This window comes from Variovorax sp. GW823-FHT04B03 (assembly GCF_058796495.1).
Genome location: NZ_JBXAIT010000008.1, coordinates 1 through 25,402, shown reverse-complemented (window position 1 = coordinate 25,402; position 25,402 = coordinate 1). Strand labels below are relative to the sequence as shown.

The window sequence follows — 25,402 nt, the reverse complement described above, 5'->3', positions numbered from 1 at the left end:
TGGCAGCACTGGCAGCGGGCGTCGTATGACTGGGAACGATTGCTCGTTGGGGCGGATTCTTCTCAACTCACCCCGGCGTGAACATACGCTTTTTCGCTAATTGGCGAAAGGGCGGCGCGTGTGCTATTCGCGCGCAGCGCCTGAACACATCAGCTGCGCGGGCGTGCGTAGTCCGACTCGATCCACGCGGTGGCGCTCGAGGTCGTGAGCCGGAACGCGGGCGACACGTTCACGCTCGCCAGCTCCGAGTCGTCGGCATCGTCGTAGGCCGTGAGCGTGGCCGAGGGGTTGTCCTCGTCGGGCACGATCGACAGCGCCACGCGGATGCGCTGCTCGTTGCGCGCGGTCACCGTCACGCTCTTGTTGAGCGTGGCGTGCAGTTGCTGCTCGTGGCGGCGGATCACCTCGGCGGCGGTCTTCACCAGCGTGTGGAAGGCGGGGGTGTCCAGCGGCTTGGGGTTCTTCTTGTCGCGGCCCATGGTCCAGGGGCCGACGAGCGCGGGCTCGGGGTCGCCGTGGCGGGTCATCTCGACGGCCCAGCCGTCGTCTTCCTCGTTCTTGATGATGCGGGCGGTCCAGAGGTCGTCGCGCCAGAGGCGGGGTTCCTGCAGGGGGAGGTGGTCGGGGGAATCGGTCGTCGTCATTCAGGGAGAAGCTTTGGGTCTTGCGCGGGGCATTGTCGCCCGGGGCGCGGGCGTGGAAGCTGCGCCAACGTACTGTTGCAAGCCCTCGACCAGCGCATCGAAGGCCACGCGGCAGCGCGGGCTGTGGCGCAGGTCTTCATGCATCGTGACCCAGGTGTCGAGCTTCAGCGAGAGCGCGCGCGGCAGCAGGCGCACCAGCGCGGCGTCGCGCTTGGCCAGGCCCACCTGGCACACGCCGATGCCCGCGCCCGCGCGGATGAGGGCCAGCTGCGCGAGGTCGCTGTCGGTGCGCAGCGCAAAGGCATCGCGCGTGAAACCCGTGACCGACTTGAACGACTTGATCGCCTCGCGCACGAAGGCCGAGGGTTGGTCGTAGCCGATGAGCGCGTGCGCCGCCAGGTCGTCGGGCGTGCGCGGCGTGCCGTGGCGCGCGAGGTAGCTCGTGTGGGCATGGAAGCCCAGCTCGATGTTCCCGATGCGGCGCGCCACCAGCTGCGCCTGCCGGGGCCGCACCATGCGCACGGCGATGTCGGCCTCGCGCCGTAGCAGGTCTTGCACGCGGTTGGTCGACACCAGCTCGACCTTCAGCGCCGGGTGCGCCTCGCGCAGCCGCGCCACGACGGGCGGCAGCACCTCCACCGCGACCACCTCGCTGACCGACACCCGCACCACGCCGCGCACGCCGTCGCCCTGGCTGCTGGCCGCGCGCTGCAGCGAGGCGGCGGTGCTTTCCATGGCCTCGGCGTGCGTGCGCAGGGCGAGCGCCACTTCGGTGGGCAGCAGGCCCACCTGCGAGCGGGTGAAGAGCACCACGCCGAGCGCTTCTTCGAGCGCCGCCACGTGGCGACCGACGGTGGGCTGCGTGATGCCGAGTGCGCGCGCCGCGCCTGAGAGCGAGCCCTCGCGCAGCACGCCGAGGAAGGAGCGGTACAGCTCCCAGCTGATGTTCCAGGTCATACGGAAATGTATGGCCGATGGTGCATGTTCGGCAATTCCATTCGAACCCCATCCTGCCCAGAATTCGTCCATCGATCACTGTTCAGGAGCATTTCATGGCACGCAACGACAACACGGTTCTGGTGCTCGGCGCCACGGGCGGCATTGGCGGCGAGGTGGCCCGCCAGCTGTGCGATGCGGGCTGGGAGGTGCGCGCCCTGAAGCGCGGCGCGGTCGAAGGAAAGCGCGAGGGCATCACCTGGCTGGCCGGCGACGCGATGGACGCGCAGGCCGTGCGGCGGGCCGCGAAGGGCTGCGCGGTCATCGTGCATGCGGTCAACCCGCCGGGCTACCGCGGCTGGTCGGAGCTGGTGCTGCCGATGCTCGACAGCACCCTCGCCGCCGCGAAGGCCGAGGGCGCGACCGTCGTGCTGCCCGGCACGGTCTACAACTTCGGCCCCGATGCCTTCCCGCGGCTGGCCGAAGACTCGCCGCAGCGCCCGCTCACCGCCAAGGGCGCGATCCGCGTCGAGATGGAACGGCGCCTCGAACAAGCCAGCCGCGAAGGCGCGCGCGTGCTGATCGTGCGCGCCGGCGACTTCTTCGGCCCGAAGGCCGGCAACAACTGGTTCTCGCAGGGGCTGGTGAAGGCGGGCCAACCCGTCCGGGCCGTCAGCTGCCCCGGCGACCCCGGTGTGGGCCACCAGTGGTCGTACCTGCCGGACGTGGCCCGCACCATGGTCGAGCTGCTGGCGCGGCGCGACCGGCTCGCGCCCTTCGCGCGCTTTCACATGGCCGGCCACTGGGATGCCGACGGCACGCGCATGAGCGACGCGATCCGCAAGGTGGTGGCCCGGCGCACCGGCGCCCAGGTGCGCGTGTCGGCCTTTCCCTGGTGGCTGCTGGCGCTGGCTTCGCCCTTCGTCGTCACCTTTCGCGAACTGCGCGAGATGCGCTACCTGTGGCGCACGCCCGTGGGCATGGACAACGCGAAGCTGGTGGCCTTCCTGGGCCGCGAGCCGCACACGCCGCTCGAGGAAGCCGTGGAGGCGGCGCTCGACGGCATGGGCTGCCTGCCCGTGGCGCCGGTGGCTGTGCCGGCCTGACCGCAGGTCAGAACACCGACAGCCCGGTGCGCGCCACGAACAGCTCCAGCGCCTTCATGCCCAGCAGCGAATTGCCCGTGGCATCGAGCGCCGGCGACCATACGCACAGCGTGAGCTGGTCGGGCACCACCGCGACGATGCCGCCGCCCACGCCGCTCTTGCAGGGCAGGCCGATCGAAAAGGCCACGTCGCCGGCCGCGTCGTAGGTGCCGCAGGTGAGCATCAGCGAGTTGATGCGGCGCGTCTGCCGCTCGCCCGTGACCTCGGGCTCGCCGGCGATCGGGTGCGCGCCGTCGCGGCACAGGAAGGCGGCGGCGCGCGCGAGCTGGCGGCAGCTCATGCGCAGCGCGCACTGGTGGAAGTAGGTGTCGAGCACTTCGGCCACGTCGTTGTCGATCTTGCCGAAGCTCTTCATGAAGTTGGCCAGCGCGACGTTGCGAAAGCCCGTGTCGGACTCCGACTGCGCCACCTCGCCGTCGAAGTCGATGCGCTCGCCGCACAGGCTGGTCATGAGCGCGAGGATGTCGGTCTTGGCGCTGCCGCCCTTGGCTTTGGCCTGGCTCACGAGCCGGTCGGCCACCGCGATGGCGCCGGCATTGATGAAGGGGTTGCGCGGCTTGCCCTGCTCGTTCTCCAGCTGCACCAGCGAGTTGAAGGGGTTGCCCGAGGGCTCGCGCCCGATGCGCTCCCACAGCGCGTCGCCCATGCGCTGCATGGCGAGCGTGAGCGTGAAGAGCTTGGACACGCTTTGAATGGAGAAGGGCGTCTCGAAGTCGCCCGCGCCGGCTTCCTCGCCGTCGCAGGTGCGCAGCGCGATGCCGAACTGCCGCGCATCGACGCGCGCCAGCGCCGGGATGTAGCTGGCCACGGTGCCGCCCTGGCCGAGCTGCAGGCGCAGGGTGGCGACGATCTCGTCGAGGACGGGCTGGAACCGGCGGAGTGTCTTGCTCATGCCGGGCGTTGTACCGCAGGCCGCCGGTTCACCAGCACGATGCCCAGCGCCACGCCGATCAGCGCCACCACCAGCTGCAGCGTGAGCGGCTCCTTCAGCAGCGCCACGCCGAAGATCAGCGCGAACAGCGGCGTGAGAAAGGTGAAGGACGACATCTGCGTGGCCGGGTAGTGCCGCAGCAGCCACATCCAGGTGAGGTAGCTGGCGAAGGCGCCGACCACCGTCTGCAGGCCGATGGAGGTCCAGGCCCAGGCGGAGTACGAGAAGCCCCAGGTCTCGCCCAGCGCGAGCGACAGCAGGGGGCACACGGCGGCCGTCACGGCGACTTGGTAGAACAGCGTTTTCTCGGCGCTGGCCGTGGCCAGGCGCGTGGTGCGCAGCGTGAGCGTGGTCAGGCCCCAGAGCATGCCGGCCGCCAGCGCCATGCCGTCGCCGATGAGCTGCGACGAGCTCATGTGGCCGAAGCCCTCGCTGAAGGCCAGCACCACGCCCGCGAAGGCGATGAACAGGCCCAGCCACTGGAAGCCGCGCAGCCGCTCGGCCGGCACCCAGCGCGGCAGCAGCAGCGAGACCCAGAACGGGGCCGTGTAGAGGAACACCGTGAGCCGCGAGGCGCTGGTGTGCTGCAGGCCCAGGTAGATGCCGGCGAACTCGCCCGCGAACAGCAGGCCGGCCAGCAGCCCGGGCCACAGCGTGCCGTCGCGCTCGAACAGCGGCACGCGCCGCACCGCGCACCACAGCCACAGCAGCGCCACCGCGCCGACCATGCGCACCGTGGCCTGCCACAGCGGCGGCACCTCGGTCACGGTGGTCTTGATGAGGATCTGCTGCAGGCCCCAGAACGCGCAGCAGACGATGAGCAGGCCGATGGCCAAGGAGTCGAGGTGGGTCTTGCGCTGGATCATTCGCGGTCAATCGGTGGCGGCACGGGCCGCGGAATTCATCCGATGATCGTATCGCGCCGGCGAAGAACCCGTGCGGCGCCGCTCAGTGCCCGGCCAGCGGGTAGGGCGGCTTGCCGCGCGTGCCCACCATCAGGTCGGGCACCACGGTCTCGACGTCGGCCACGGTGCGCGCCGCGCGTTCGAGCCTGCGGACCAGCGCCGCGTCGGGCACGCAGCCCTGCAGGTAGACCCAGCGGCGCTGCACCGTGACCCACACGCTGCTGCGGCGCACGCCCGGCACCGCGCGCAGCGCGGCACGCACCTTCGGCGCGAGCGGCTTGTCGTAGCGGTAGGCGTTGCTGTCGGTGCACTTGCCGGCGAGCCAGCAGCTGGTGCCGCGCTCCAGCCGCGAGTGGGTCTGCGCACGGCGTTCCTCGGCGGTGTAGTAGGGGCCCTGCGGCATGGGGCAGGCCGGCAGGCCCGCGGCGACCTGGAAGAAGGGGTCGTCGAACCAGTTCTGCCGCAGCGGCGATGGCTCTGCGGTGCCCTGCGCCGTGGCGATCCGCGCGGAAAGCAGCAGGACGGCCAGCAGCGCGGGGTACTTCACAAGGGATGCTCGGTGTAGAAGCGCCCGCCGTGGAACAGCAGCGGCGAGGCGTCGGGGTCGTGCGTGCAGCGCTCCACCTCGCCCACGAAGATCACGTGGTCGCCTTCGTCGTAGCGGCTGCGGTTGAAGCACTCGAAGCTCGCCGCCGCACCCTGCAGCACCGGCGCGCCGCCCAGGCCGTCGGTGTAGGCCACGTCGGCCCAGCGGTCGATGTTCTTGGTGGCGAAGCGCTCTGCCAGCGTCTTCTGGTTGGCGGCCAGGATGTTGACCGCGTAGTGCGAGCCGGCGCGCAGCGCCGACATCGACGCGGCCGCGCGTGCCAGGCTCCACAGCACCAGCGGCGGCGCGAGCGACACCGAGTTGAACGAGTTGGCCGTGAGGCCGACCAGGCTGCCGTCGGCCGCGCGTGCGGTGACGATGGTCACGCCGGTGGCGAACATGCCGAGTGCCTTGCGGAATTCGCCGGGCGAGAAGGTGGGGGGCTGGGCCCGGCGGGAGGTGGTCACGGGAGAACGGACGGCAAGGCGGTGAACGGCGGAGAAGGGGCCATTTTGGCTCAGGCTCTGGCGGGCTGCTGAACGGGCCCGAGCAACTCGGTCACCAGCCGGGTATAGACCGTGGCGGCCGCCGAGGGCGTGCGGCCCGCCAGCGTCACCAGGCTGTAGTGGGTGCGCATGCGCGACAGGCCCGCCACCGGCAGCGGCGCGAGCGCGGCGGTCTCGGGCGCGAGGCCGGGCGCGTGGGGCGCGAGGATCACCGCGTGGGCCGTGAGCGCGAGGTGCCGCAGCGTGTCGGCGTCGTCGCAGGTCACGTTGAACACGCCGCGGTCGGTGCGGCGGATCTGCCGGTCGAAATGCGCGGCCACCTCGGCCGGCAGGTTGGGGCCGGCCACCGGGTAGTCCATGAGCTGCTCGAGCGTGACCGGCGCCGGCTGCCTGAGCAACGGATGCCGGGGCCGCACGAAGAAGGACACCGGCACGTTGGGCAGCCGCGCCAGCTTCAGGCCGGGCTGCTTCTTCAGGTCGCGGGTGTCGGCGATGAACAGGTCGATCTGGCGCCGGTGCAGGCGCTCGCTCAGGGTGGGGGTGTCGGCCACTTCCATGCGCATCAGCAGCTGCGGGTGGCGCTGCGTCATGAGCGAGAGCGCCGCGCGCCCCAGCAGCCCGGCCGCGAACGGGCCCAGGCCGACGTTGAGGCTGCCGAGCGTGAGGCCTTCGAGCTGCTGCACCTCGCGCTGGATCTGCCGCGCGTCGGCGACCAGCTCGCGGGCCCGCGCCAGCACCAGCTCGCCGGCCTGCGTGAAGCGCACGGTGCCGTAGGCGCGGTCGACCAGGCGCGCCTTCAGCGCCTGCTCCAGCGCGTCGATGCTGCGCGACAGCGCGGGCTGCGACAGGTGCACGGCCTGCGCGGCACGCCCGAAGCTGCCTTGCTCGGCGAGGGCGATCAGGTGCTGGAGGTGGCGCAGCTGCATTTTGCGTTTTGATTCAAAAGCAAGCGCACATTTTGCATTTGCCAAGGGGTTGGGCGCTTCCGAAAATCGGCCGCTGCCTTCCGTGCTTCCGTCGTCCGACAGACCCAACCCCGAGACATCGATGACCCGCATTGCTACTGCCGCTTCTTTCGCGCCTACCCGCTTCTCCCTGGCCCTCGTCGCCTGGGCCTGTGCCTTCACCGCCACCGCACAGCCGGTGGTCGCGCCCAAGGCGGCCGAGCCCGTCACGCTGAAGGCCAACGCCGACATGGCGAAGGCGCTGCCCTTTGCGAACAAACAGGACTTCGAGGACGCGATGCGCGGCTTCATCGGCACCGTGCCCGACGCGCTGGTGAGCGGCAGCGGCCCGCGCCCGGTCTGGAACATGAAGCCCTACGACTTCCTGAAGGCGAACGAGGCGGCCGACACGGTCAACCCGAGCCTGTGGCGGCAGGCGCAGCTCAATGCCATCCACGGCCTGTTCAAGGTGACCGACCGCGTCTACCAGGTGCGCGGCTTCGACCTGGCGAACGTCACCATCGTCGAAGGCGACACCTCGTTGATCGTGATCGACCCGCTGCTGGCCGCCGAGACCGCGCGCGCCGCGCTCGAGCTGTACTACCAGCACCGCCCGAAGAAGCCGGTCGGCACGGTGATCTACACACACGGCCATGCCGACCACTTCGGCGGCGTGAAGGGCGTGGTCAGCGAGGCCGATGTGGCCGCGGGCAAGGTGCAGGTGATCGCGCCCTCGGGCTTCATGGAGTCGGCGGTGGCCGAGAACATCCTGGCGGGCAACGCGATGAACCGCCGCTCGCAGTACCAGTTCGGCACGCTGCTGCCGCCGGGCGCGCGCGGGCAGGTCGACACAGGCCTGGGCAAGGCGCTGGCGCGCGGCAGCGTGACGCTGATCGCGCCCACCTCGACCATCGAGAAGACCACCGAGGAGCGCACCATCGACGGCGTGCAGATCGTGTTCCAGCTGGTGCCGGGCTCGGAGGCGCCGTCCGAAATGCTCATGTACCTGCCGCAGTTCCGCGTGCTCAACATGGCCGAGGACGTGACGCACAACATGCACAACCTCTACACGATCCGCGGCGCCGAGGTGCGCGACGGCAACCTGTGGGCCAAGTACATCGACGAGGCGCGCGTGGCCTTCGGCGACAAGACCGACGTGCTCATCGCGCAGCACCACTGGCCCACCACGGGGCGCGAACGCATCGTCGACCTGCTGAAGAAGCAGCGCGACATGTACAAGTTCATCAACGACCAGTCGCTGCGCCTGCTGAACCATGGCTACACGGCGTCCGAGATCGCCGAGACGCTGCGCATGCCCGCGAGCCTGGAGCAGGAGTGGTCCACGCGCGGCTACTACGGCACGCTGCGCCACAACGCGAAGGCGGTCTACCAGAAGTACCTGGGCTGGTACGACGCGAACCCGGCCAACCTGAACCCGCTGCCGCCGGTGGCGCAGGCGAAGAAGACGGTCGAGTACATGGGCGGCGCCGACGCGGTGGTGGCGCGCGCGCGTGAAGACTTCAAGAAGGGCGAGTACCGCTGGGTGGCCAGCGCGATGAGCCAGGTGGTGTACGCCGACCCGGCCAACCGCGCGGCGCGCGAACTCGGCGCCGACGCGCTGGAGCAGCTGGGCTACCAGTCGGAGGCGGGCACCTGGCGCAGCGCCTACCTGGTGGGCGCGATGGAACTGCGCAACGGCGTGCCGAAGATCCCGGGCGGCAGCAGCGCGAACGGCGACACGCTGAAGGCGGTGAGCAACGAGCTCTTCTTCGACTTCCTCGGCGTGCGGCTCGACGCGGCCAAGGCCGAGGGCAAGACGATGGTGGTCAACTGGAACTTCACCGATTCGAACCAGAAGTTCGTGCTGACGCTGGAGAACTCGGCGCTCACGCACGTGAAGAACCAGCAGGCGGCCGGCGCGGACGCCACCGTCACATTGAGCCGGGCGACGCTCGATGCGATCACGCTGAAGCAGACGACCTTTCCGGAAGCGGTGCAGTCGGGGCTCGTGAAGATCGACGGCAACCGGGCGAAGCTGGGCGAGCTGTTCGGGATGCTCGACAACTTCGACCTGATGTTCCCGGTGGTCGAGCCCCGCAAGTAAGCGGGCTCAGCCGAAGAACCAGTAGCAGACCGCGATCGCAGCCACCACCCCCGCCAGCTCCGCCAGCAAGGCACAGGCCACGGTGTGCCGCGCGCGCTGGATGCCCACCGCGCCGAAGTACACCGCCAGCACGTAGAACGTGGTCTCGGTGCTGCCCTGGATGGTGGCGGCCACCAGCGCGGGGAAGCTGTCGACGCCCTGGGTCTTCATGGTCTCGATGAGCATCGCGCGGGCGGCGCTGCCCGAGAAGGGCTTGACGAGCGCTGTCGGCATGGCGTCGACGAAGCGCGCGTCCCAGCCGCCCGCCTGCACCAGCCAGCGCAGGCCGTCGAGCGCGAAATCGAGCGCGCCCGAGGCGCGCAGCACGCCCACCGCGCACAGCATCGCGACGAGGTAGGGCAGCAGGTGCTTCGCGATGTCGAAGCCTTCCTTCGCGCCTTCGACAAAAGCCTCGTAGACCTTGACGCGCCGGATCGCGCCGGCCGCCAGGAACACGATGATCACGCCGAACAGCGTGAGGTTGCCCAGCAGCGACGACAGCGAGGCGATGGCCGCCGCCGACAGCGTGCCCAGCAGTGCCATGAAGCCGCCCAGCAGCAGCGCGCCGGGCACCAGGTAGGCCAGCACCACCGGGTCCCACAGCCGCAGGCGCTGCACCACCGCCACCGACAGCAGGCCCACCAGCGTGGACGCGCTCGTGGCCAGCAGGATCGGCAGGAACACCAGCGTCGGGTCGCTGGCGCCCTGCTGCGCCCGGTACATGAAGATGGTGACGGGAAGCAAGGTCAGTGACGAGGCGTTGAGCACCAGGAACAGGATCTGCGCGTTGGTGGCCGTCACGGGGTCGGGGTTCAGGCGCTGCAGCTCGCGCATGGCCTTCAGGCCGATCGGCGTGGCGGCGTTGTCCAGCCCCAGCGCGTTGGCCGCGAAGTTCATCGTGATGAGCCCCAGCGCCGGGTGCCCCGCCGGCACGCCCGGCATCAGCCGCCGGAACAGCGGCCCGAGCAGGCGCGCGAGCCAGCCGACGAGGCCAGCGGTTTCCGCGATGCGCAGGAAGCCAAGCCACAGCGTGAGCGTGCCGAACAGCAGCACCATCACCTCGACGGCCAGCCGCGCCATCGCGAACAGGCTTTCGACCAGCGCCGCGAACACGGTCGGGTCGCCGCCGACGAGCCACCGTCCCAGCGCTGCGAGCGCCGCCATCCCGAAGAACCCCAGCCACAACCCATTGAGCACGCGTTTTTTCCTTCTTTTCGTTGGCTGCCGTGTGTGCCGTTGATCATAGGGCGGCATGCCGCCCGGGCCGGGCTCTGCGGCGCTACAGTGCGACTCATGGCCGCCGCCCTGTTCCGCCTTCGTCGCTTCGTCGCCCTGGTGTCGAGCGGGCTGGCCCTCGCTTGGCTCGCGGGCTGCGCCAGCCTGCCGCCGCCGCAGCCGCACCCGGTGCTCACGAACGCGATCACCGACGTGGCCGACACCGACCTGGGCCGGCTGGCCGCCCAGGACGCGCCGCAGGGCGGGGCGGCGGGGCTGTCGGGCTTCCGGCTGCTGCCCGAGGCGGCGTTTGCGTTCGATGCGCGCATCTCGCTGGCGCGGCATGCGCAGAAGTCGCTCGACGTGCAGTACTACCTGATCAGCAACGACGACGTCGGCCTGCTGTTCCTCAAGGAGCTGCGCGAGGCCGCCGCGCGCGGGGTGCGCGTGCGGCTGCTGGTGGACGACCTGTACACGGCGGGGGAGGACGAGGTGTTCAGCAGCCTCTCGGCGTTCCCGAACATCGAGGTGCGGCTGTTCAACCCGCTGCCTTCGCGCGCCGGCTCGCTGGCCGCGCGGCTGCTGTTCTCGCTGGGCGACTTCGGGCGCATCAACCACCGCATGCACAACAAGCTGCTGGTGGCCGACAACAGCTTCGCGGTCTCGGGCGGGCGCAACATCGCCAACGAGTACTTCATGCGCAGCACGGCGGCGAACTTCATCGACATGGACGTGCTGTCCAGCGGGCCGATCGTGCGCCGAATGTCCGAGGGCTTCGACCGCTACTGGAACAGCGAACACGCCTGGCCCATCGAGCGCATCGCGCCGCGGCGCGTGCCGGTGGAAGAAGCCCAGCGGCGCTTCGACACCCTGGCGCGCGCGGCCGTGCCCGACGTGCCCATGCGCCAGCGCGACATCCTGAACAAGTCGCCGCTCGGCGAGCAGCTCACCACCGGCCGCATCGACCGCTACTGGGCCCCGGCCACGCTGTTCGTGGACGACCCCGACAAGATCACGCGCAAGGCCGAGGCGGCCTACGGCGGCAGCGTGACCGAGGGCGCGCTCGGCGTGATCCAAGCGGCGAAGCACGAGGTGAAGATCGGCTCGCCGTACTTCATTCCGGGCGCGCGCGGCATGGCGATGATGAAGGCGACCATCGAGCGCGGCGGGCGCATCACGGTGGTCACCAATTCGCTGGGCGCTACCGACGAACCGCTGGCCTATGCGGGCTACGAGCGCTACCGCGCCGACATGCTGAAGATCGGCGTCACCATCTACGAGATTGCGCCCACGCTCACCGGGCGTTCGGGGCGCTTCGGCGACTTCGGCAAGTCGATCAGCCGGCTGCACGCCAAGCTGGCCATCGTGGACGACGAGCGCTTCTTCGTCGGCTCGATGAACCTCGACCACCGCTCGGCCGCCGTCAACACCGAGATGGGGCTGGTGATCGACAGCCCGCGGCTGGTGCAGGACTACGACAAGCTCATGAGCGGCGAGCGCGTCAACCTGGGCTACCGGCTGCGGCTCGCACCGGGCGGGCGGCGCGTGCAGTGGCTCGAATACGACGACGCCGGCGGGGACATCGTGCACGAGGACGAACCGGGCGAATTCCTCTGGCTGCGCTTCAAGAACTGGTTGCTTTTACCCATCGTGGGCGAGGAGCTGCTCTAGGGTTTGTCATGACCGATCCAGTGAGGTGCGTTACATTTCTGTTTGAAATGTGAACTTTTGTCACCGACTATTGGAGGCTTTGATCATGACCGTCCCCGTGCCGCGCGAGTCGACCGCGCCGCTTTCCACCAGCCGCCGCCGCGCCCTTTCCGGGCTGGCCGCCACGACGGCCGCCGCGGCCGGCGTCGGGCTGGGATTTCCGGCGTTCGCGCAGAACCGTGCGATCCGCATCGGGACGACCTTCGACAACAGCAGCGTCGAAAAGGCCAACGGCCAGGGGCTGTACCAGGGCTCCACCGCGTTCTTCAACGCGCTGAACAAGGCCGGCGGCATCCATGGCAGCAAGGTCGAGCTCGTGATGGCCGACGACACCTTCAAGCCCGAGGTGGCCAAGGCCAACGCGCTGGCCTTCGAAAAGGACGGCTCGGTGCTCGCGCTGGTGCACCCGCTGGGCACGCGCCAGACTGCCGAGGTGATGGACGCAGTGCCCGGCATGGCCGTGGTCGGCCCGATCACCGGCACCATCGCGCTGCGCAAGAAGACCTCGCCCAACACCTTCTGGGTGCGCGCCAACTACGACCAGGAGGTCGACAAGCTGGTGAGCACGGCCGCCGTGCTGGGCCAGACCCGCATCGGCCTCGTGCATTCGAACGACCCGCTGGGCCAGTCGGTGCTGGCGGCGTTCAAGAACGCGCTGGCCAAGGCCAAGCTGGAGCCGGCGGTGATCGCCACCACGCCCAACACCACGAGCATGGAAGTGGGCCCGGCCGCCGAGGCTATCGCCAAGGCCAAGCCGCAGGTGGTGGTGGTCGGCCTGGCGGGCACGGCGCCGGTGTTCCTGAAGGCGCTGCGCGGCGCGGGCAACAGCAGCTCGGCCTACGGGCTGTCGATCACGGCCAGCGCGCTGTCGGCCATGGGCGACCTGGCACGCGGCCTGGGCTTCGTGATCGTGGTGCCGTCGCCGTACTCGACCAAGTTCGAGATCGTGCGCCGCTACCAGGCCGACATGGTGGCCAACGGCACCAAGGACTTCTCGCTCACCAGCCTGGAGGGCTACATGAACGCCGCCGTGCTGGCCGAGGGCCTGCGCCGCGCCGGCCCCTCGCCGACGCGCGCCGCCGTGCTCGGCGGCATGGCGAGCATCGAGAACTTCGACCTGGGCGGCGTGAAGATCAACTACGGCCGCTCCAACCGCGAAGGCGGCCAGTTCGTGGACGTGGCCGTGATCGGCAGCCGCGGGCAGATGCTGAGCTGATGCGGTCGAGGCGTACCGCGCGCTGCGGCGCACGGTAGCGCCTGCCGGTACGCCGGCGCACGCGCGGCCCTGTCGCGGGTCGGCGTGCTTACAGTGCGGCCATGACCCTCGAACTCATCCTGGGCCTCGGCCTGCTGGCCCTGGTGCTGCTGGACCTGGCCCTGTTCTTCCTCGTGCGCTGGGCCGTGCTGCGCGAGCATCTCGGCCCGCTGGTGGCCAGCCTCGTCTACGGCCTGTGCCTGGCCGCGCTGCCGTACTTCGTGTGGTGGGGCCTGGGCACCCACGTGCTGTTCGGCAAGGACACGACTTTCCTGGCGCCCGTGGTGGACGTCGGCCTGGCCTTCATCCTCTACACCTGCGTGTGGCTGTCGTGGGGCGTGAGCATCATCGCCGGCGGACTGGCGTCGTGGCGTTTCTTCGTGCGGGCCCGGAGGATCGGCCTGCTGGCCTGACGGTTCAGCCGGCCGGCGCCTCGGCGATGCCGACGCCCAGCAAACCTTCGAGCAGCTCCTTGTCGGCCGCCAGCGCCGCGCTCGGGCCGGCATGCACGACGGTGCCGCGCTCCAGCACGATCGCCTGGTGCGTCATGTCCAGGGCCAGCACCGGGTGCTGCTCCACCACGATCGAGGCCAGGCCTTCGGATTCGCACAGGCGCCGGATCGCCGCCGCCAGCTCTTCCACGATGATCGGCGCGAGGCCTTCCATGGGCTCGTCGAGCAGCAGCAGCTTCGGGTTGGTCATGAGCGCGCGGCCGATGGCCAGCATCTGCTGCTCGCCGCCCGAGAGCTGGTTGCCGTAGTTGCCGCGCCGCTCGCGCAGGCGCGGAAAGAATTCGTAGACGCGCTGCAAGGTCCAGCTGCCGGGGCGGGCGATCACCGTGAGGTTTTCTTCCACCGTGAGCGAGGGGAACACCTCGCGCTCCTGCGGCACCCAGCCCAGCCCCGCGCGCACGCGCTGGTGCGCGGGCCAGCGCGTGATGTCGGCGCCCTGCCAGCGGATCGCGCCCTGCATCACGCGGGTGTTGCCCATCAGCGTTTCGAGCAGCGTGGTCTTGCCCACGCCGTTGCGCCCGAGGATGGCCAGGCTTTCGCCGGGCCGCAGCGAGAAGTCGAGGCGGTCGAGGACCACGGCGTTGCCGTAGCCGGCGGTGACGCGGTCGAAGGCGAGGGCGGCGGTTTCAGCCATGGTGGTGCGAGCTTCCCAGGTAGACCTCGCGCACGCGCGGGTCGGCGCCGATCTCGGCGGGCGTGCCTTCGGTGAGGATGCGTCCGCCCACCAGCACCGAGATGCGGCGCGCAAAGCGGAACACGAGCTTCATGTCGTGCTCGATGAAGAGCACGCTGATGTCGGCCGGCAGCGCCGCAATGGCTTCGAAGAGTTCGCCGCTCTCGTCTTCCGGCACGCCGGCGGCGGGCTCGTCGAGCAGCAGGATGCGGGGCTTGGCGGCGAGCGCCAGCGCGATCTCGAGCAGCCGCTGCTTGCCGTAGGCCAGCTCGGCCACGGGCATGTCGGCCAGGGCGTCGAGCTTCAGCGTGGCCAGCAGCGCATGCGCTTCGTCGAACACGGCGGTGCAGCCCTTGAGCGGCCGCCACCAGGTGGCGCCCAGGCCTTCGCGCTCGCTGATGGCCAGCACCACCGACAGGAGCGGCGTGAGGCTGGGGAACAGCGTGTTGATCTGGAAGGTGCGCGCCAGCCCCATGCGGGCGCGCTTGTCGCCGGGCAGGCGCGTGATGTCGCGCTCGCCCAGTCGGATCGATCCGCTGGTGGGCTTGAACACGCCCGTGAGCAGGTTGATGAGCGTGGTTTTGCCGGCACCGTTGGGGCCGATCAGCGCCTGCCGCGCACCGGGCTCGAGCGACAGGTTGACGTCGCTCACGGCCTGGAAGGCGCCGAAGCGGATGCCCAGGTTCTGCGTGCGCAGGGCGTGCGTGGTGGTGGAGGTGCTCATCGCGCCTTCCCCGTGCGCACCACGCGCGACAGCGCGCCCATGATCCCGCCGCGCCCGAGCATGACGGCCGCGATCAGGAAGATGCCGAGCCAGAACATCCAGTACTGCGGGTTCATGTCGGCGAACCAGTCGTGCACCAGCATGTAGACGATGGCGCCGATGAGCCCGCCGTACAGCCGCCCGGTGCCGCCTAGCACGAGGATGATGAGCACTTCGGCCGAGCGGTTGAAGCTGATCGACTCGATGCCCACGAACTGCGTGGTCTGCGCCAGCAGCGCGCCTGCCACGCCGGCCACCGCGGCCGACATCGCATAGGCCATGCGCAGGCGCGCTTCCACCGGCGAGCCGATGGCCGTCATGCGCTTGCGGCTGTCGTGGATGCCGCGCAGCGCCAGGCCGAAGGGCGAGCGCAGCACCAGCCGCACCAGCAGGAACATTGCGAGCACCACGCCGAAGGCGTAGCCGAACGCGGTCTTGCCGTAGAGGTCGAAGTCGAACAGGCCCAGCACCGGCGCGATCACCACGCCCTGCAGGCCGTCGGTGCCGCCCGTGATGCCCGAGAGCCGGTTGGCCAGCTCGAACAGCAGCACGCACACGCCGATGGTGATCATCAGCCGCGTGAGGTCGGCGCCGCGCACCACGAGGTAGCTCAGCACGTAGCCCAGCAGGCCGCACACGGCGAGCGCGAACACCAGGCCGGTGAAGGGCTCGCTCCAGCCGTACTTGGCGAGCAGGCCGGCCGCGTAGGCGCCCGCGCCGAAGAAGGCCGCGTGGCCCACGGTGAGGATGCCCGCGTAGCCCAGCGCCATGTCCAGCGACACGGCGAAGAGCCCGAAGATCATGATCTGGCTCATCAGCGTGAGCTTGTCGGGCAACAGGAAGAAGCTCGAGGCGAGCGCGAGCCAGAAGGCGATTTCGGCCACGCGCAGCTGCGTGGGGGAGAGGCTCAGCGGCTTCATGCGAGCCCCTTCTTGGCGACGATGCCGTTCGGGCGCACCAGCAGCATGACGATCATGAACACGTAGATGAGAAAGGCGCCCGTTTCAGGCAGGTAGTACTTGCCCGCCACGTCGACGATGCCGACCAGCAGCGCCGCGATGAAGGGCCCGGTGACGGTGCCCGCACCGCCCACGCACACCACCATCAAAAAGTAGACGAGGTACTTGAGCGGGAACGACGGCTCCAGCCCCAGCATGCCCAGGCTCAGCGCGCCGCCCAGGCCCGCCAGGCCGCAGCCCAGCGAGAAGGTCAGGAAGAACAGGCGCTGCACGTGGATGCCCGTGCCGCCCGCCACGCGCTGGTTGTCGACGGCGGCGCGCACCATCGCGCCGTAGCGCGTCTTGCCCAGGCCCAGCAGCAGTGCGACCAGCACGGCCACGCCGCAGCCGATCAGGAACAGGCGGTAGCGGCCCACTTCGAGGCCGAGCAGCGACACCTGGCCTTCGAGCGCCTTGGGCAGCGTGAAGGGCTGCATCGTCGGGCCGAAGAAGTAGGTGAAGGCGGCGATCGAGACGAACACCACGCCGATCGACAGCAGCACCTGGTCCAGCGGGTGCGCGCGGTACAGCCGCCGGTAGAACACGAACTCCAGCACCGCGCCCACCACCGCCGCCGCCACGAAGGCCGCCGCCAGCGAGAGCCCGAAGCCCAGGCCCCACTGGTTCATGAGCACGCTGGCCGCGTAGCCGCCCACCATTGCGAAACTGCCGTGCGCGAGGTTGACGAAATTCATGAGTCCCATCGTGATGGACAGGCCCACGCCGATGAGAAACAGGAGCATGCCGTAGGCCACTCCATCGAAGATCACGATGCCCATGAATTTCCTGCTTGCTGCGTGCTGGCTGGCGTTGGCTTACTTGGGAGCGGCTTCCTTGGCCGGGTCCTTGACGCGCTCGAACTTGTCGAACTCCACGTTCACCAGCTGGCCGTTGGCGCGCTCGGTCTTGCGGATGTAGACGGTCTGCACGATGTCGCGCGTGGCGGCGTCGATCTCGATCGGGCCGCGCGGGCTCTCGAAGCTCAGGCCCTTGAGCGCGTCCATGAACTTGTCGCCGGCGGTGTCGCCCTTGGTCTTGGCCAGCGCCAGGTCGATGGCGGCCATGGTGTCGTAGGCGGTCACGGCGAAGTAGCTGGGGCGCAGCTTGGCGCCGTTGTCGGCGGCGAAGTCCTTCACGAACTTCTGGTTCTTGGGCGAGTTGTGCGCGAACGAGTAGTGGTGGCTGGTGACCAGGCCCAGCGCCACGTCGCCGGTGGCGTCTAGGTAGCTGTCGTCGGTGGCTTCGCCGGTGGCGAAGAGCTTGATGCCGGCCTGCTCCATGCCGCGCTCCTTCCACACCTTGAGGAAGGCCGGCGGCATCACGCCCGAGGGGAAGAAGAAGAACACGGCCTGGGGCTTGGCGTCCTTGATGCGCTGCACGTAGGCCGAGAAGTCGGGGTTGTTCATCGGTGTGCGCACCTCGCCCGAGACCTTGCCGCCGCCGGCGGTGAAGGCCTTCTTGAACGCGGTCTCGGCATCGACGCCCGAGGCGTAGTCGGCGACCACGGTGTAGGCGTCCTTCACGCCCTGCTTGAGCATGTAGCGCGCCATCGGGTCGGTGACCTGTTGCACGGTGAACGACAGGCGCGCCACGTAGGGCGAGCTGGTGGTGATGGCCGAGGATGCCGCGTTCATCACCAGCGTGGGGATCTTGGCCTGCGTGGCGATGGCGCCCACGGCGTAGGCGTTGGGGCTGAAGTCCAGGCCGGTGAGCACGTTCACCTTGTCGCGCACGATGAGCTCCTGCGCGATGCGCTTGGCGGCGTCGGGCGCGGGGCCGGCGGTGTCCTTCTTGATGATCTCGACGGTGCGCCCGCCCACCTTGCCGCCGTGCTCCTTCAGGTACAGCGCGATGCCGGCATCGAACTGGCGGCCGTAGTCGGCGTAGGGGCCGGAGTAGGTCGCGATGAGGCCGATGCGCAGCGGCTCCGTGGTCTGGGCTTGAGCAGCACCCGCCATGCCGAGGCCGGCGAGCAGCAGGGTCGAGAGGAGGGTTCGCTTGGTCATCGTCGTCGTCATGAAAAAACGCCTTTCAGTGGGAGTGGAATGCGCCGCACGGGCGCCGCTGGCTTGTAACCGGATGTTTGGCAGCGGGCGATGATGCCCGACGCGTTGGTCAGACCTGTGTATCGGGCACACGCACCGTGAGGCCATCGAGGGCAGCGCTCACGCTGAGCTGGCAACTCAGGCGCGAACCGGGCCGGCGCTCGGACGCGACGGCGTCGAGCAGCGCGCTTTCCATGTCGTCGGGCGGCGGCAGCAGTTCGAGGAACGCGTCGTCGACGTAGACGTGGCAGGTCGCGCACGAGCAGCAGCCGCCGCACTCGGCGTCGATGCCGCGCACGTTGCCGCGGATGGCGGTCTCCATCACGCTGGCGCCGACCTTGGCGTCGACCTCGCGCGTGCTGCCGTCCTTGAGGATGTAGTGGATCGTGGGCATGAAAGAAGGGTTCAGAACATGTCGAAGTACTCGCGGTGTTCCCACTCCGAGACTTCGAGGTTGAAGCGGGCGATTTCCGCTTCCTTGATGTGGCAGAGGTAGTCGACGAAGGTCTTGCCCATCTGCGTGTTGAGCATCTCGTCTTTGCGCAGGCAGGCGAGGGCGTCGCCGAGCGATCGCGGCAGTTGTTCGGCCGGTGTTTCGTAGGGCGCATCGGCCGAGGGGCCGGGATCGGTCTGGTGGCGGATGCCGTCCAGTCCCGAGAACAGCTGCGACGCGAGGTACAGGTACGGGTTGGCCGTGGGCTCGCCCACGCGGTTCTCGATGCGCGAGGCGTTCTGGCCCGGGCCGCCGAGCACGCGAAGCATCGCGCCGCGGTTGTCGCGGGCCCAGATCGCGCGGTCGGGCGCGAGCGAGAAGGGGCGGTAGCGGCGGTAGCCGTTGATCGTCGGGCTGGCCAGTGCCGCCGCGCCGCAGGCGTGCGCCTTCAGGCCGCCGAGGTAGTGCATGCCGATCTCGCTGAGGTCGCGTCCGCCGGGCTCGGGCATGAAGGCGTTCACGCCGTCGCTCTTGCGGCGCAGCGACTGGTGCAGGTGCCAGCCGCTGGACATCACGTTCGGGATCTTCGGGCGGCACATGAAGGTGGCGTGCAGGCCGGCGCGCTGGCAGATCTGCTTGATGGCGCTGCGCAGCAGCACCATGGTGTCGGCGGGCGTCACGCCGGCCGTGGGGCCGAAGGTGAGCTCGAACTGGCTCGGGCCGAACTCGATCTCCAGCGAGCGCAGCGGCAGGCCGAGCGCCACGAGCTGCGAGCGCAGCAGCTCCATGAGGCCGTCGACGCGGTCGTAGCGCAGCTCGGTCAGGTACTGGTGGCCGTGCGAGAGCAGCGACACGCGCGGCGGCTCGCCGGGCTGGCCCGAGTCGGGCAGGCCCATGCGCGCGTCTTCGAGTTTGAAGACGTGGAACTCGACCTCGAGGCCGGCGATGAAGTCCAGCCCGAGTTCGTCGAGCTGCGTCACCGCGCGCTGCAGGATCTGCCGCGTGGCGAAGGGGCAGGGCCGGCCGTCGGCCATGTAGGCGTCGCACAGGATCCAGCCGGTGCGCGGCGCCCAGGGCAGCACCTTGAAGGTGGCGGGGTCGGCCACGATGGTGAAGTCGGCGCCGCCCTGCAGGCCCTCGATGGCGAAGCCGCCGCCTTGGGTGAACACGGGGAACACGGTCTTGTGCGAGGTGTCCTTGGCCAGCAGCGTGGAGGTGAGGTTCACGCCCTCCCACAGGGCCGAGCGCGCTTCGCCCGCGACCAGGGTCTTGCCGCGCAGCAGGCCATGCTGGTCGGGCCAGGCGAAGCGGACGGTGTCCACCTCGCCGCTGTCGATGCGGCGCACGAGTTCGCGCGCCTGCGCATGCTGGTCGGCCGACCAGAGACCGAAGCGGTCGACGAAGGTGTGGCTGTTCATGGCGCGTGCTCAGGCCGTGGCGGCCAGGCGTGCGGACGCCCAGTCGGACTTCAGGCGGCGCGCGCGGTCGGCGTCCTGCCAGTAGGCCTCGGTGGCGGCTTCATCGACCACCTTGCCGATGCCGTCGATCGACGGCGGGCCGGTCATGGCGCTGGCCTGTGCGGCGTCGATGAGCATCGGCGCGGTTTCGCCCGCGAGCGTGGCCTCGATGGCCTTCACCAGCACGCGGCGGTAGGCAATGATGCCCTTGTCGGTGCTGCCCAGGTGCTCGCGCGTGCGGTCCTGGATGGCGCCCTGCGACTCCACCGCCCACTGGTCGTGCACGTTGATGTCGTCGCCCATGCCGGTGTAGGTCTCGGTCAGCTGTTCCTCGATGCTGTAGCCGTAGTTGTTGCGCTTGTTCTTGCGCGAGGTGTAGTCGGGCAGCTCGTACAGCTTCAGGCGCTGGTCGCGCATCTGCTGTTTGTCGACCGGGCCGGTGAAGCTGGTGAACACGGCATACCAGTAGCAGTGCGTGTCGTCCACGGGCACGTGCCACTGCGAGATGGTCATCTCGGCGCTCATCGGGATCACGAAGGCCTGCGGGAACACCACGTTGGTCACGCGCACGTGGGTGGTGTCTTCGGAGAGCTTGCGCAGCGCCTTCAGGCGGAAGCCGTAGTCGGTGGGCTCCACGCTGATGTCGGGGCGGTCGTACTCGCGCAGCACCTTGGTGATGGGCATGTCGGAGTCGGCCGAAGCGCCGCGGAACTGCTTGCCGTAGCTCTCGGAGGTGTCTTCGTCCTCGAAGAAGCGGTGCAGGTACGAGGCGTGCGCGGGGTCGATGCCCACTTCGAGCGCCTGCAGCCAGTTGCATTCGAAGAGGCCCTTGAACGCGAAGGTATGGCTGTCGGGCGCAACGAAGCAGTCGAAGTCGGGGAACGCCGGGGGCTCGCCCTCGCCGATGTACGCGAAGACGATGCCGGCCTTCTCGACCACCGGGTAGGCCGACTGCTTGATGCGGCTGCACAGCTTGCTGGTGGCGGGCTCGGCCGGGGTCTCCAGGCAGTTGCCCTTGGCGTCGAACAGCCAGCCGTGGAAGGCGCAGCGGATGCCGCCGTTTTCCAGCCGGCCGAAGGCCAGATCGGCGCCGCGGTGCGGGCAGTCGCGGTCGAGCATGCCGAGCTGGCCGCTCTCGTCGCGGAACAGCACGAAGTCCTGGCCCATGAGCTTCACGGGCTTGACCGGGCGCGGGCCCGCCAGTTCGTCGGCCAGGGCCACCGGCTGCCAGTAGCGGCGCAGCAGCTTGCCGGCGGGTGCGCCGGGTCCGACGCGGGTGATGAAATCGTTTTGCTCGGCGCTGATCATCGTGCGGGCTCCATCGAGAGGTCTTTGTCAGAAGGCCTGCAGGCATTGCATGCAGTTGTATGCATTGTCTTGGTGATTTTTGACAAAGGTCAAACTTTCATCGGCTGATTCGCCCTGTTTTGGGGCTTGAAGCGGCCATATATAGGGTTAACTCTGAGGTGGTTGTGTGTTTTTGACACACTTCTGTTTGCAGTGCATGCAACAACCGCGCCCGTTTGGCTATGCTGCGTGCAGTGGCGGGCGGGTCTCCTAGAATCCGCCCATTCATCCCTCTCCTTGTTGCCCTGGCGCCTCCCGATGGACTCTCAACAATCCCGCGTGCTCGTGCAACTGCGCGACCTGATCCTCAAGGGCGAATTCGTGCCCGGAGAGCGGTTGGCCGAGATCCCGCTGGCCGAGAAGCTCGGGGCCTCGCGCACGCCGGTGCGCCTGGCGCTGGCCAGCCTCGAGCACGAAGGCCTCATCGAGCAGTCGCCCAGCGGCGGCTACCAGATGCGCCGCTTCACCTCGCAGGAAGTGGCCGACGCCATCCGCGTGCGGGGTGTGATCGAAGGCTTTGCCGCCCGCCTGCTGGCGGAAGACGGCGTGTCGCGCCAGCTGCTGCGCGACCTGAAGGACTGCCTGGAAGATGGTGACCGCGCCGTCAACAAGCCCAGCATGGAGATCGACGACTACGCGGCGTACGTCGAGATGAACGACCGTTTCCACCGGCTAATCCTCGAAGGCTGCGGCAACCTCGCGCTCAAGCGCGTGATGGACATGCTCGGCGGCCAGCCCTTTGCCGCGCCCAGCGCGATGCTGCCCATGCAGTCGTCGATGGAGGAGGGCCAGCAGTGGATGCGCCAGGCGCACCGCACGCACCACGCGATGGTGCAGGCCATCGAGCGCGGCCAGGGCTCGCGCGCCCAGGCGCTTGGCGAGGAGCACGTCGAGATCGCGCGCATGAACCTCGACTACGCGCTGGAGCGGCCCGAACTCGCGGCTGAACTCATGCCGGGCATCCGGCTCGTGGCCAAGGGGCGCACCGCCTGAGCGGCGAAACGGCCGGTCAGCGGATCTCGATCAGCAGCTGGGGCTGGTAGCCCTCTTGCTCGCCGTTGCTGCGGTAGCCCAGCGGATTGGCGACCACGCGGCAGCCGTCCTTCACATAGTCGAACGGGCAATGCAGGTGGCCGTGCAGCCACAGCTGCGCGTGCGGCAGCAACTCGTCGAGCGAATTGCAGAAACCCGCGGTGCCGGGCGTGAGCCCATAGCGGGGATCGGCGCTCGCCAAGCTGGGCGCGAAATGGGTGATGGCCACCGTCGTGCCGTCGTAAGGCTGGGCCAGCGCATCACGCAACCAGGTCTGGCAGGTGAGCGCTTGCTCTCTCATTTCGGCAGCCATGAAGGGCTTGCCGTCGCGTGTGCCGGCCATTTTCTCGAGGTAGAAGTCGGCCGCACGCATCGCCTTGCCGCGCTTCTTGAGCGCCTCGGCGAGGTCGTCGCGGGGCTCGACCAGCGCGTCGAAATCGGCCCACAGCGTGGTGCCGATGAAGCGGATGCCTTCGATGACCAGCGTTTCGCGCTCCAGCCAGAGGATGCCCAGCTCGTCGCACAGCGACCGCAGGCGCGCATGCGTCGCGTCGAAATCGAGGTTGTCGTACTCGTGGTTGCCCGGCACGTAGACCACCGGCGTCGGCCAGCCCTTGCGCGGCGAGAAGCGGCCCAGCCCGAAATCGGTGTCCGTCAGTCGGGAGCCTTCCTGGTAGGAGCCGATGTCGCCCCCGAGCACCAGCAAGTCGGCGCCCGGGATGGGGTCGGCATGAAAGTTGGGGTGGGATTCCAGGTGGAGGTCGGAGAGCAGTTGCAGCTTCATCGTCGGGTCAGTCTAGGTGAATCGCACTATGCGTGAGATGCATAACCTGGGGCTTGCTTTACTAGGGATTACCCTTAATCTACATCCATCGTTAATCAACCCCGTCGCAGCCACAAGCCGCGCACCGTCATGTTCAGTCTTCTTGCCCAAGTGGCCCGTTTCTTCCGTTCGTCGCCGAGCCAGACCCCCGCCAGCCACGCCGCTGCGCTGATGGAAAGCGCCGACAGCCGTGCCGGTCGCGGTGCGCACCACGCGCAGGAGCTGCGTGCGGCGGCTTCCGCCTGGCTCAGCGTCGTCAGGTAATTCGCGGACGCGCGCCGCCCCGTGCGGCGCACCCGGGATCCAAGGGCAGGTCACGCCTGCCCGTGGACCGAGCCCGCAAACGCCGCGGCCGCCGAGCGCAACAGCGCCGTGCGCAGCCACTCGTGCGAATGCCCATGCTGGGCGCGCCGGTGCCAGATGGCATCCACGTGCACCGGCGGCTGGTCGAAGGGCAGGTCCCGCACCACCAGCTGATTCTCGATGCCCGTCACGCTCACGAAGTGACGCGGCAACACCGCCAGCAGGTCCGAATTCGCGACCACGCGCCCCGCGGTGAAGAACTGGTTCACCGTCACCGCGATCCGCCGCTCGCGCCCCATGGCGCCCAGCGTCTGGTCGATGAAGCCGTACGGCCGCCCCGAAAAACTCACCAGCAGGTGCCGCGCCGTGCAGTAGCTGTCGAGCGTCAGCGGTGCGCTGGCCAGCGGATGGCCGCGTCGCATCACGCAGACATACTGGCCCAGATAGAGCCGCTGGGTCTCGAACGGCACCCCCACCCCTGATTGCCCGCGCGCCGCCAGGCTCGCGATCACGGCAGGAAAGTAGCCGATCGCCATGTCGACTTCTTCGTGCTCCAGCATGCGGCGCGGGTCGCGCGTGGTCAGCGGCAACACGCGCAGCGAGATGGCCGGGGCTTCTTCTTCCGCAATCTTCACCAGCCCCGGCATGAGTTCGGCGGCCGTGGCATCGGCCATGGCCAGCAGGAAGGTCGTGTCGGCGGTGCCGGCATCGAACTCGCCGGGCGCCAGCGTGTGCTGCAGCTGGCGCAAGGCGTCGCGCACCGTCGGCCAGAGGGCTTGCGCGCGCGGCGTGGGTTCCACGCCCGCACCGGAACGCCGCACCAGCTCGTCGCCCAGCAATTCGCGCAGGCGGCGCAGCGAGTTGCTCACGGCCGGCTGTGTGATCGCGAGGTTGCGGGCGGCGCGCGTGAGGTTGCGCTCTGCCATCACCTCGTCGAAGACGCGCAGCAGGTTGAGGTCGAATGTGCGGAAATTGACGTCCATCAGCGATATGAATGATAAACATCAGAAAGATAAAGTGGCGGAACACTGGGGTAATCCCTAATATCGGGGCATCGGCCTTGTTCGCCACCACTGATTACCACTTATCCCCAGGAGGGATGCATCATGACCAGCTTTGTCCACGTTGACCAACCCACCGAACATCCCGGCGTCCGTCGCGCCGAAATTCTCTTCGGCCAGATTCAGGCCGCCCGTGCCGGTGCCCACGGCGCCCGTCCGCTGATCGCACTGTTCGTGCTGGCCCTCGCGGCTGCCGTGCTCGTGGTCGCAGACAAGATCGTCTCCAACTGGGACGAAGGCGCGCTGCTCGCCGCATGGACCGTGTTCTGCGTCGCGGCCATCGCCTTGTTCGCGCTCTTCGTCGGCTCGGTGCGCAAGAGTAGCCTGGCCACCCTGTGGCGCGAAGCTGCAGAGCGCCGTGCGCAAGCGCGTGCAGACGCCCGCTTCCTGGCGACTGCCCAGAGCGATCCGCGCATCATGCAAGAGCTGCAAGCGGCGGTGTGGCGCCAGCAGTCGGACGACGTCGTGTCGGTCGAAGCCGTCGCCAAGGTCGACGCACTGGCTCGCATGAACCGTCGTTCGCAAGAAGTGCGCATGCCCACGCTGTACGAAGCGATGCGCCGCATGAACAGCTCGCGCTATTACTAAACGAGGCTGAACCGGGCGCTGAGCGGCCGGCTGTAGTTGAGTTGGTTCAAAGGCCCGTCGGACGTATGTCCGACGGGCCTTTTTCATTGGGGGCTGAGCCGATGCAGGTTGGTGAATGTCTCTGCTGTCATGGAGGCGCTGCGGGAGTTGTTCGATGGCGCCCTGGTTGGGGGGGCGTAGGCCTCTATATATAAGGGGGCGGATGGAGTCGCTCCTGGGGCGCGCCGTGAGATCAAGCGGTGCCTGAAGGCGCGGCAAGCTGTGGAGCGGTCTCACTGCAAGATTCTTTTCATCTCGTATTGGCTTCGGCGCCCAAAATGACATACACTGGCAGGCTTCGCTGCTGAACACCTCTGGTGTTTGAAGCGGCCGGTGCTCCCAGGAGCGTTGGTTGTGGGTGGTGAAGAAAGTCTTCGAAAGTTGACG

General features: G+C 68.8%; 26 protein-coding genes. 8 read left to right on the top strand and 18 right to left on the bottom strand.

The window, feature by feature from the left end; all coding sequences use genetic code 11:
* Positions 1-149: 149 nt before the first annotated feature.
* Entirely contained in the window at positions 150-644 is a 495-nt protein-coding gene (locus tag AC1RAD_RS29110; protein ID WP_307696772.1) for a hypothetical protein, read from the bottom strand.
* A complete protein-coding gene (locus tag AC1RAD_RS29105) occupies positions 645-1,601 on the bottom strand; it encodes a LysR family transcriptional regulator (RefSeq protein WP_159278970.1) in 957 nt (318 codons plus the stop codon).
* A gap of 95 nt (positions 1,602-1,696) precedes the next feature.
* Here AC1RAD_RS29105 and AC1RAD_RS29100 point away from each other — a divergent pair, with 95 nt between their 5' ends.
* Complete coding sequence (locus AC1RAD_RS29100) at positions 1,697-2,686, top strand: NAD-dependent epimerase/dehydratase family protein (RefSeq protein ID WP_492738586.1); 990 nt, start codon at positions 1,697-1,699, stop codon at positions 2,684-2,686.
* A 7-nt stretch (positions 2,687-2,693) separates the two neighbouring features.
* Here the strand turns inward: AC1RAD_RS29100 and AC1RAD_RS29095 are convergent, their stop codons facing one another.
* The 5 genes from AC1RAD_RS29095 to AC1RAD_RS29075 all read right to left on the bottom strand — a co-directional run bounded on the left by AC1RAD_RS29095 (position 2,694) and on the right by AC1RAD_RS29075 (position 6,600).
* Positions 2,694-3,638 (bottom strand): glutaminase, encoded by a 945-nt coding sequence (locus AC1RAD_RS29095; RefSeq protein WP_492738584.1) that lies wholly within the window; start codon positions 3,636-3,638, stop codon positions 2,694-2,696.
* Positions 3,635-4,543: a DMT family transporter gene (locus AC1RAD_RS29090; RefSeq protein ID WP_062470449.1), complete on the bottom strand. Its 909-nt coding sequence runs from the start codon at positions 4,541-4,543 to the stop codon at positions 3,635-3,637. The genes AC1RAD_RS29095 and AC1RAD_RS29090 overlap by 4 nt, the downstream gene beginning before the upstream one ends.
* Before the next feature lie 82 nt (positions 4,544-4,625).
* Positions 4,626-5,129 (bottom strand): BON domain-containing protein, encoded by a 504-nt coding sequence (locus AC1RAD_RS29085; protein WP_492738583.1) that lies wholly within the window; start codon positions 5,127-5,129, stop codon positions 4,626-4,628.
* Entirely contained in the window at positions 5,126-5,635 is a 510-nt protein-coding gene (locus AC1RAD_RS29080) for a flavin reductase family protein (RefSeq protein ID WP_095743117.1), read from the bottom strand. The genes AC1RAD_RS29085 and AC1RAD_RS29080 overlap by 4 nt, the downstream gene beginning before the upstream one ends.
* Positions 5,636-5,685: 50 nt before the next feature.
* Entirely contained in the window at positions 5,686-6,600 is a 915-nt protein-coding gene (locus AC1RAD_RS29075) for a LysR family transcriptional regulator (protein ID WP_139703541.1), read from the bottom strand.
* A 121-nt stretch (positions 6,601-6,721) separates the two neighbouring features.
* Between AC1RAD_RS29075 and AC1RAD_RS29070 the strand changes: the two genes are divergently transcribed.
* Positions 6,722-8,722 carry an alkyl/aryl-sulfatase gene (locus tag AC1RAD_RS29070; RefSeq protein WP_492738581.1) on the top strand — a complete coding sequence of 667 codons (2,001 nt, stop codon included), beginning with the start codon at positions 6,722-6,724 and terminating at the stop codon, positions 8,720-8,722.
* A gap of 6 nt (positions 8,723-8,728) precedes the next feature.
* Here the strand turns inward: AC1RAD_RS29070 and AC1RAD_RS29065 are convergent, their stop codons facing one another.
* Positions 8,729-9,958 (bottom strand): nucleoside recognition domain-containing protein, encoded by a 1,230-nt coding sequence (locus AC1RAD_RS29065; protein WP_062470462.1) that lies wholly within the window; start codon positions 9,956-9,958, stop codon positions 8,729-8,731.
* A gap of 96 nt (positions 9,959-10,054) precedes the next feature.
* Here AC1RAD_RS29065 and AC1RAD_RS29060 point away from each other — a divergent pair, with 96 nt between their 5' ends.
* The 3 genes from AC1RAD_RS29060 to AC1RAD_RS29050 all read left to right on the top strand — a co-directional run bounded on the left by AC1RAD_RS29060 (position 10,055) and on the right by AC1RAD_RS29050 (position 13,354).
* Positions 10,055-11,647, top strand: coding sequence for a phospholipase D family protein (locus AC1RAD_RS29060; protein ID WP_492738580.1), 1,593 nt, complete (start codon positions 10,055-10,057; stop codon positions 11,645-11,647).
* A gap of 85 nt (positions 11,648-11,732) precedes the next feature.
* Positions 11,733-12,902 carry an ABC transporter substrate-binding protein gene (locus tag AC1RAD_RS29055; RefSeq protein ID WP_139703547.1) on the top strand — a complete coding sequence of 390 codons (1,170 nt, stop codon included), beginning with the start codon at positions 11,733-11,735 and terminating at the stop codon, positions 12,900-12,902.
* A 101-nt stretch (positions 12,903-13,003) separates the two neighbouring features.
* Positions 13,004-13,354: a hypothetical protein gene (locus tag AC1RAD_RS29050; RefSeq protein ID WP_492738578.1), complete on the top strand. Its 351-nt coding sequence runs from the start codon at positions 13,004-13,006 to the stop codon at positions 13,352-13,354.
* A 4-nt stretch (positions 13,355-13,358) separates the two neighbouring features.
* On the opposite strand, the gene AC1RAD_RS29045 is transcribed toward AC1RAD_RS29050, so the two are convergent.
* The 8 genes from AC1RAD_RS29045 to AC1RAD_RS29010 form a co-directional block, all read right to left on the bottom strand.
* Positions 13,359-14,087 carry an ABC transporter ATP-binding protein gene (locus AC1RAD_RS29045; RefSeq protein ID WP_369645825.1) on the bottom strand — a complete coding sequence of 243 codons (729 nt, stop codon included), beginning with the start codon at positions 14,085-14,087 and terminating at the stop codon, positions 13,359-13,361.
* Positions 14,080-14,850: an ABC transporter ATP-binding protein gene (locus AC1RAD_RS29040; RefSeq protein WP_492738575.1), complete on the bottom strand. Its 771-nt coding sequence runs from the start codon at positions 14,848-14,850 to the stop codon at positions 14,080-14,082. The genes AC1RAD_RS29045 and AC1RAD_RS29040 overlap by 8 nt, the downstream gene beginning before the upstream one ends.
* The gene (locus AC1RAD_RS29035) at positions 14,847-15,809 is read right to left on the bottom strand and encodes a branched-chain amino acid ABC transporter permease (RefSeq protein WP_492738573.1); all 963 of its coding nucleotides are present in this window, start codon (positions 15,807-15,809) and stop codon (positions 14,847-14,849) included. The genes AC1RAD_RS29040 and AC1RAD_RS29035 overlap by 4 nt, the downstream gene beginning before the upstream one ends.
* A complete protein-coding gene (locus tag AC1RAD_RS29030; RefSeq protein ID WP_062470478.1) occupies positions 15,806-16,666 on the bottom strand; it encodes a branched-chain amino acid ABC transporter permease in 861 nt (286 codons plus the stop codon). Before AC1RAD_RS29030 ends, AC1RAD_RS29035 begins: the two co-directional genes overlap by 4 nt.
* Before the next feature lie 36 nt (positions 16,667-16,702).
* Positions 16,703-17,905 carry an ABC transporter substrate-binding protein gene (locus AC1RAD_RS29025; protein ID WP_235944257.1) on the bottom strand — a complete coding sequence of 401 codons (1,203 nt, stop codon included), beginning with the start codon at positions 17,903-17,905 and terminating at the stop codon, positions 16,703-16,705.
* Positions 17,906-18,002: 97 nt separating this feature from the next.
* Positions 18,003-18,326 (bottom strand): 2Fe-2S iron-sulfur cluster-binding protein, encoded by a 324-nt coding sequence (locus AC1RAD_RS29020; protein ID WP_492738571.1) that lies wholly within the window; start codon positions 18,324-18,326, stop codon positions 18,003-18,005.
* Between the two features lie 11 nt (positions 18,327-18,337).
* Complete coding sequence (locus AC1RAD_RS29015) at positions 18,338-19,783, bottom strand: glutamine synthetase family protein (RefSeq protein ID WP_492738569.1); 1,446 nt, start codon at positions 19,781-19,783, stop codon at positions 18,338-18,340.
* Positions 19,784-19,792: 9 nt separating this feature from the next.
* Positions 19,793-21,130, bottom strand: a complete 1,338-nt coding sequence (locus tag AC1RAD_RS29010) for an aromatic ring-hydroxylating dioxygenase subunit alpha (RefSeq protein WP_159274332.1) — start codon at positions 21,128-21,130, stop codon at positions 19,793-19,795.
* A 297-nt stretch (positions 21,131-21,427) separates the two neighbouring features.
* On the opposite strand from AC1RAD_RS29010, the gene AC1RAD_RS29005 reads away from it, so the two are divergent.
* Positions 21,428-22,162, top strand: coding sequence for a GntR family transcriptional regulator (locus AC1RAD_RS29005; protein WP_062470492.1), 735 nt, complete (start codon positions 21,428-21,430; stop codon positions 22,160-22,162).
* A 16-nt stretch (positions 22,163-22,178) separates the two neighbouring features.
* Here the strand turns inward: AC1RAD_RS29005 and AC1RAD_RS29000 are convergent, their stop codons facing one another.
* Complete coding sequence (locus AC1RAD_RS29000) at positions 22,179-22,985, bottom strand: metallophosphoesterase (RefSeq protein WP_492738567.1); 807 nt, start codon at positions 22,983-22,985, stop codon at positions 22,179-22,181.
* 129 nt (positions 22,986-23,114) lie between these two features.
* Here AC1RAD_RS29000 and AC1RAD_RS28995 point away from each other — a divergent pair, with 129 nt between their 5' ends.
* The gene (locus tag AC1RAD_RS28995) at positions 23,115-23,288 is read left to right on the top strand and encodes a hypothetical protein (RefSeq protein WP_167394953.1); all 174 of its coding nucleotides are present in this window, start codon (positions 23,115-23,117) and stop codon (positions 23,286-23,288) included.
* Between the two features lie 50 nt (positions 23,289-23,338).
* Here AC1RAD_RS28995 and AC1RAD_RS28990 read toward each other — a convergent pair whose 3' ends face one another.
* Positions 23,339-24,310, bottom strand: a complete 972-nt coding sequence (locus tag AC1RAD_RS28990; protein ID WP_062470498.1) for a LysR family transcriptional regulator — start codon at positions 24,308-24,310, stop codon at positions 23,339-23,341.
* A 123-nt stretch (positions 24,311-24,433) separates the two neighbouring features.
* On the opposite strand from AC1RAD_RS28990, the gene AC1RAD_RS28985 reads away from it, so the two are divergent.
* Positions 24,434-24,976, top strand: coding sequence for a hypothetical protein (locus AC1RAD_RS28985; RefSeq protein WP_062470501.1), 543 nt, complete (start codon positions 24,434-24,436; stop codon positions 24,974-24,976).
* The last annotated feature ends 426 nt before the right edge of the window (positions 24,977-25,402 follow it).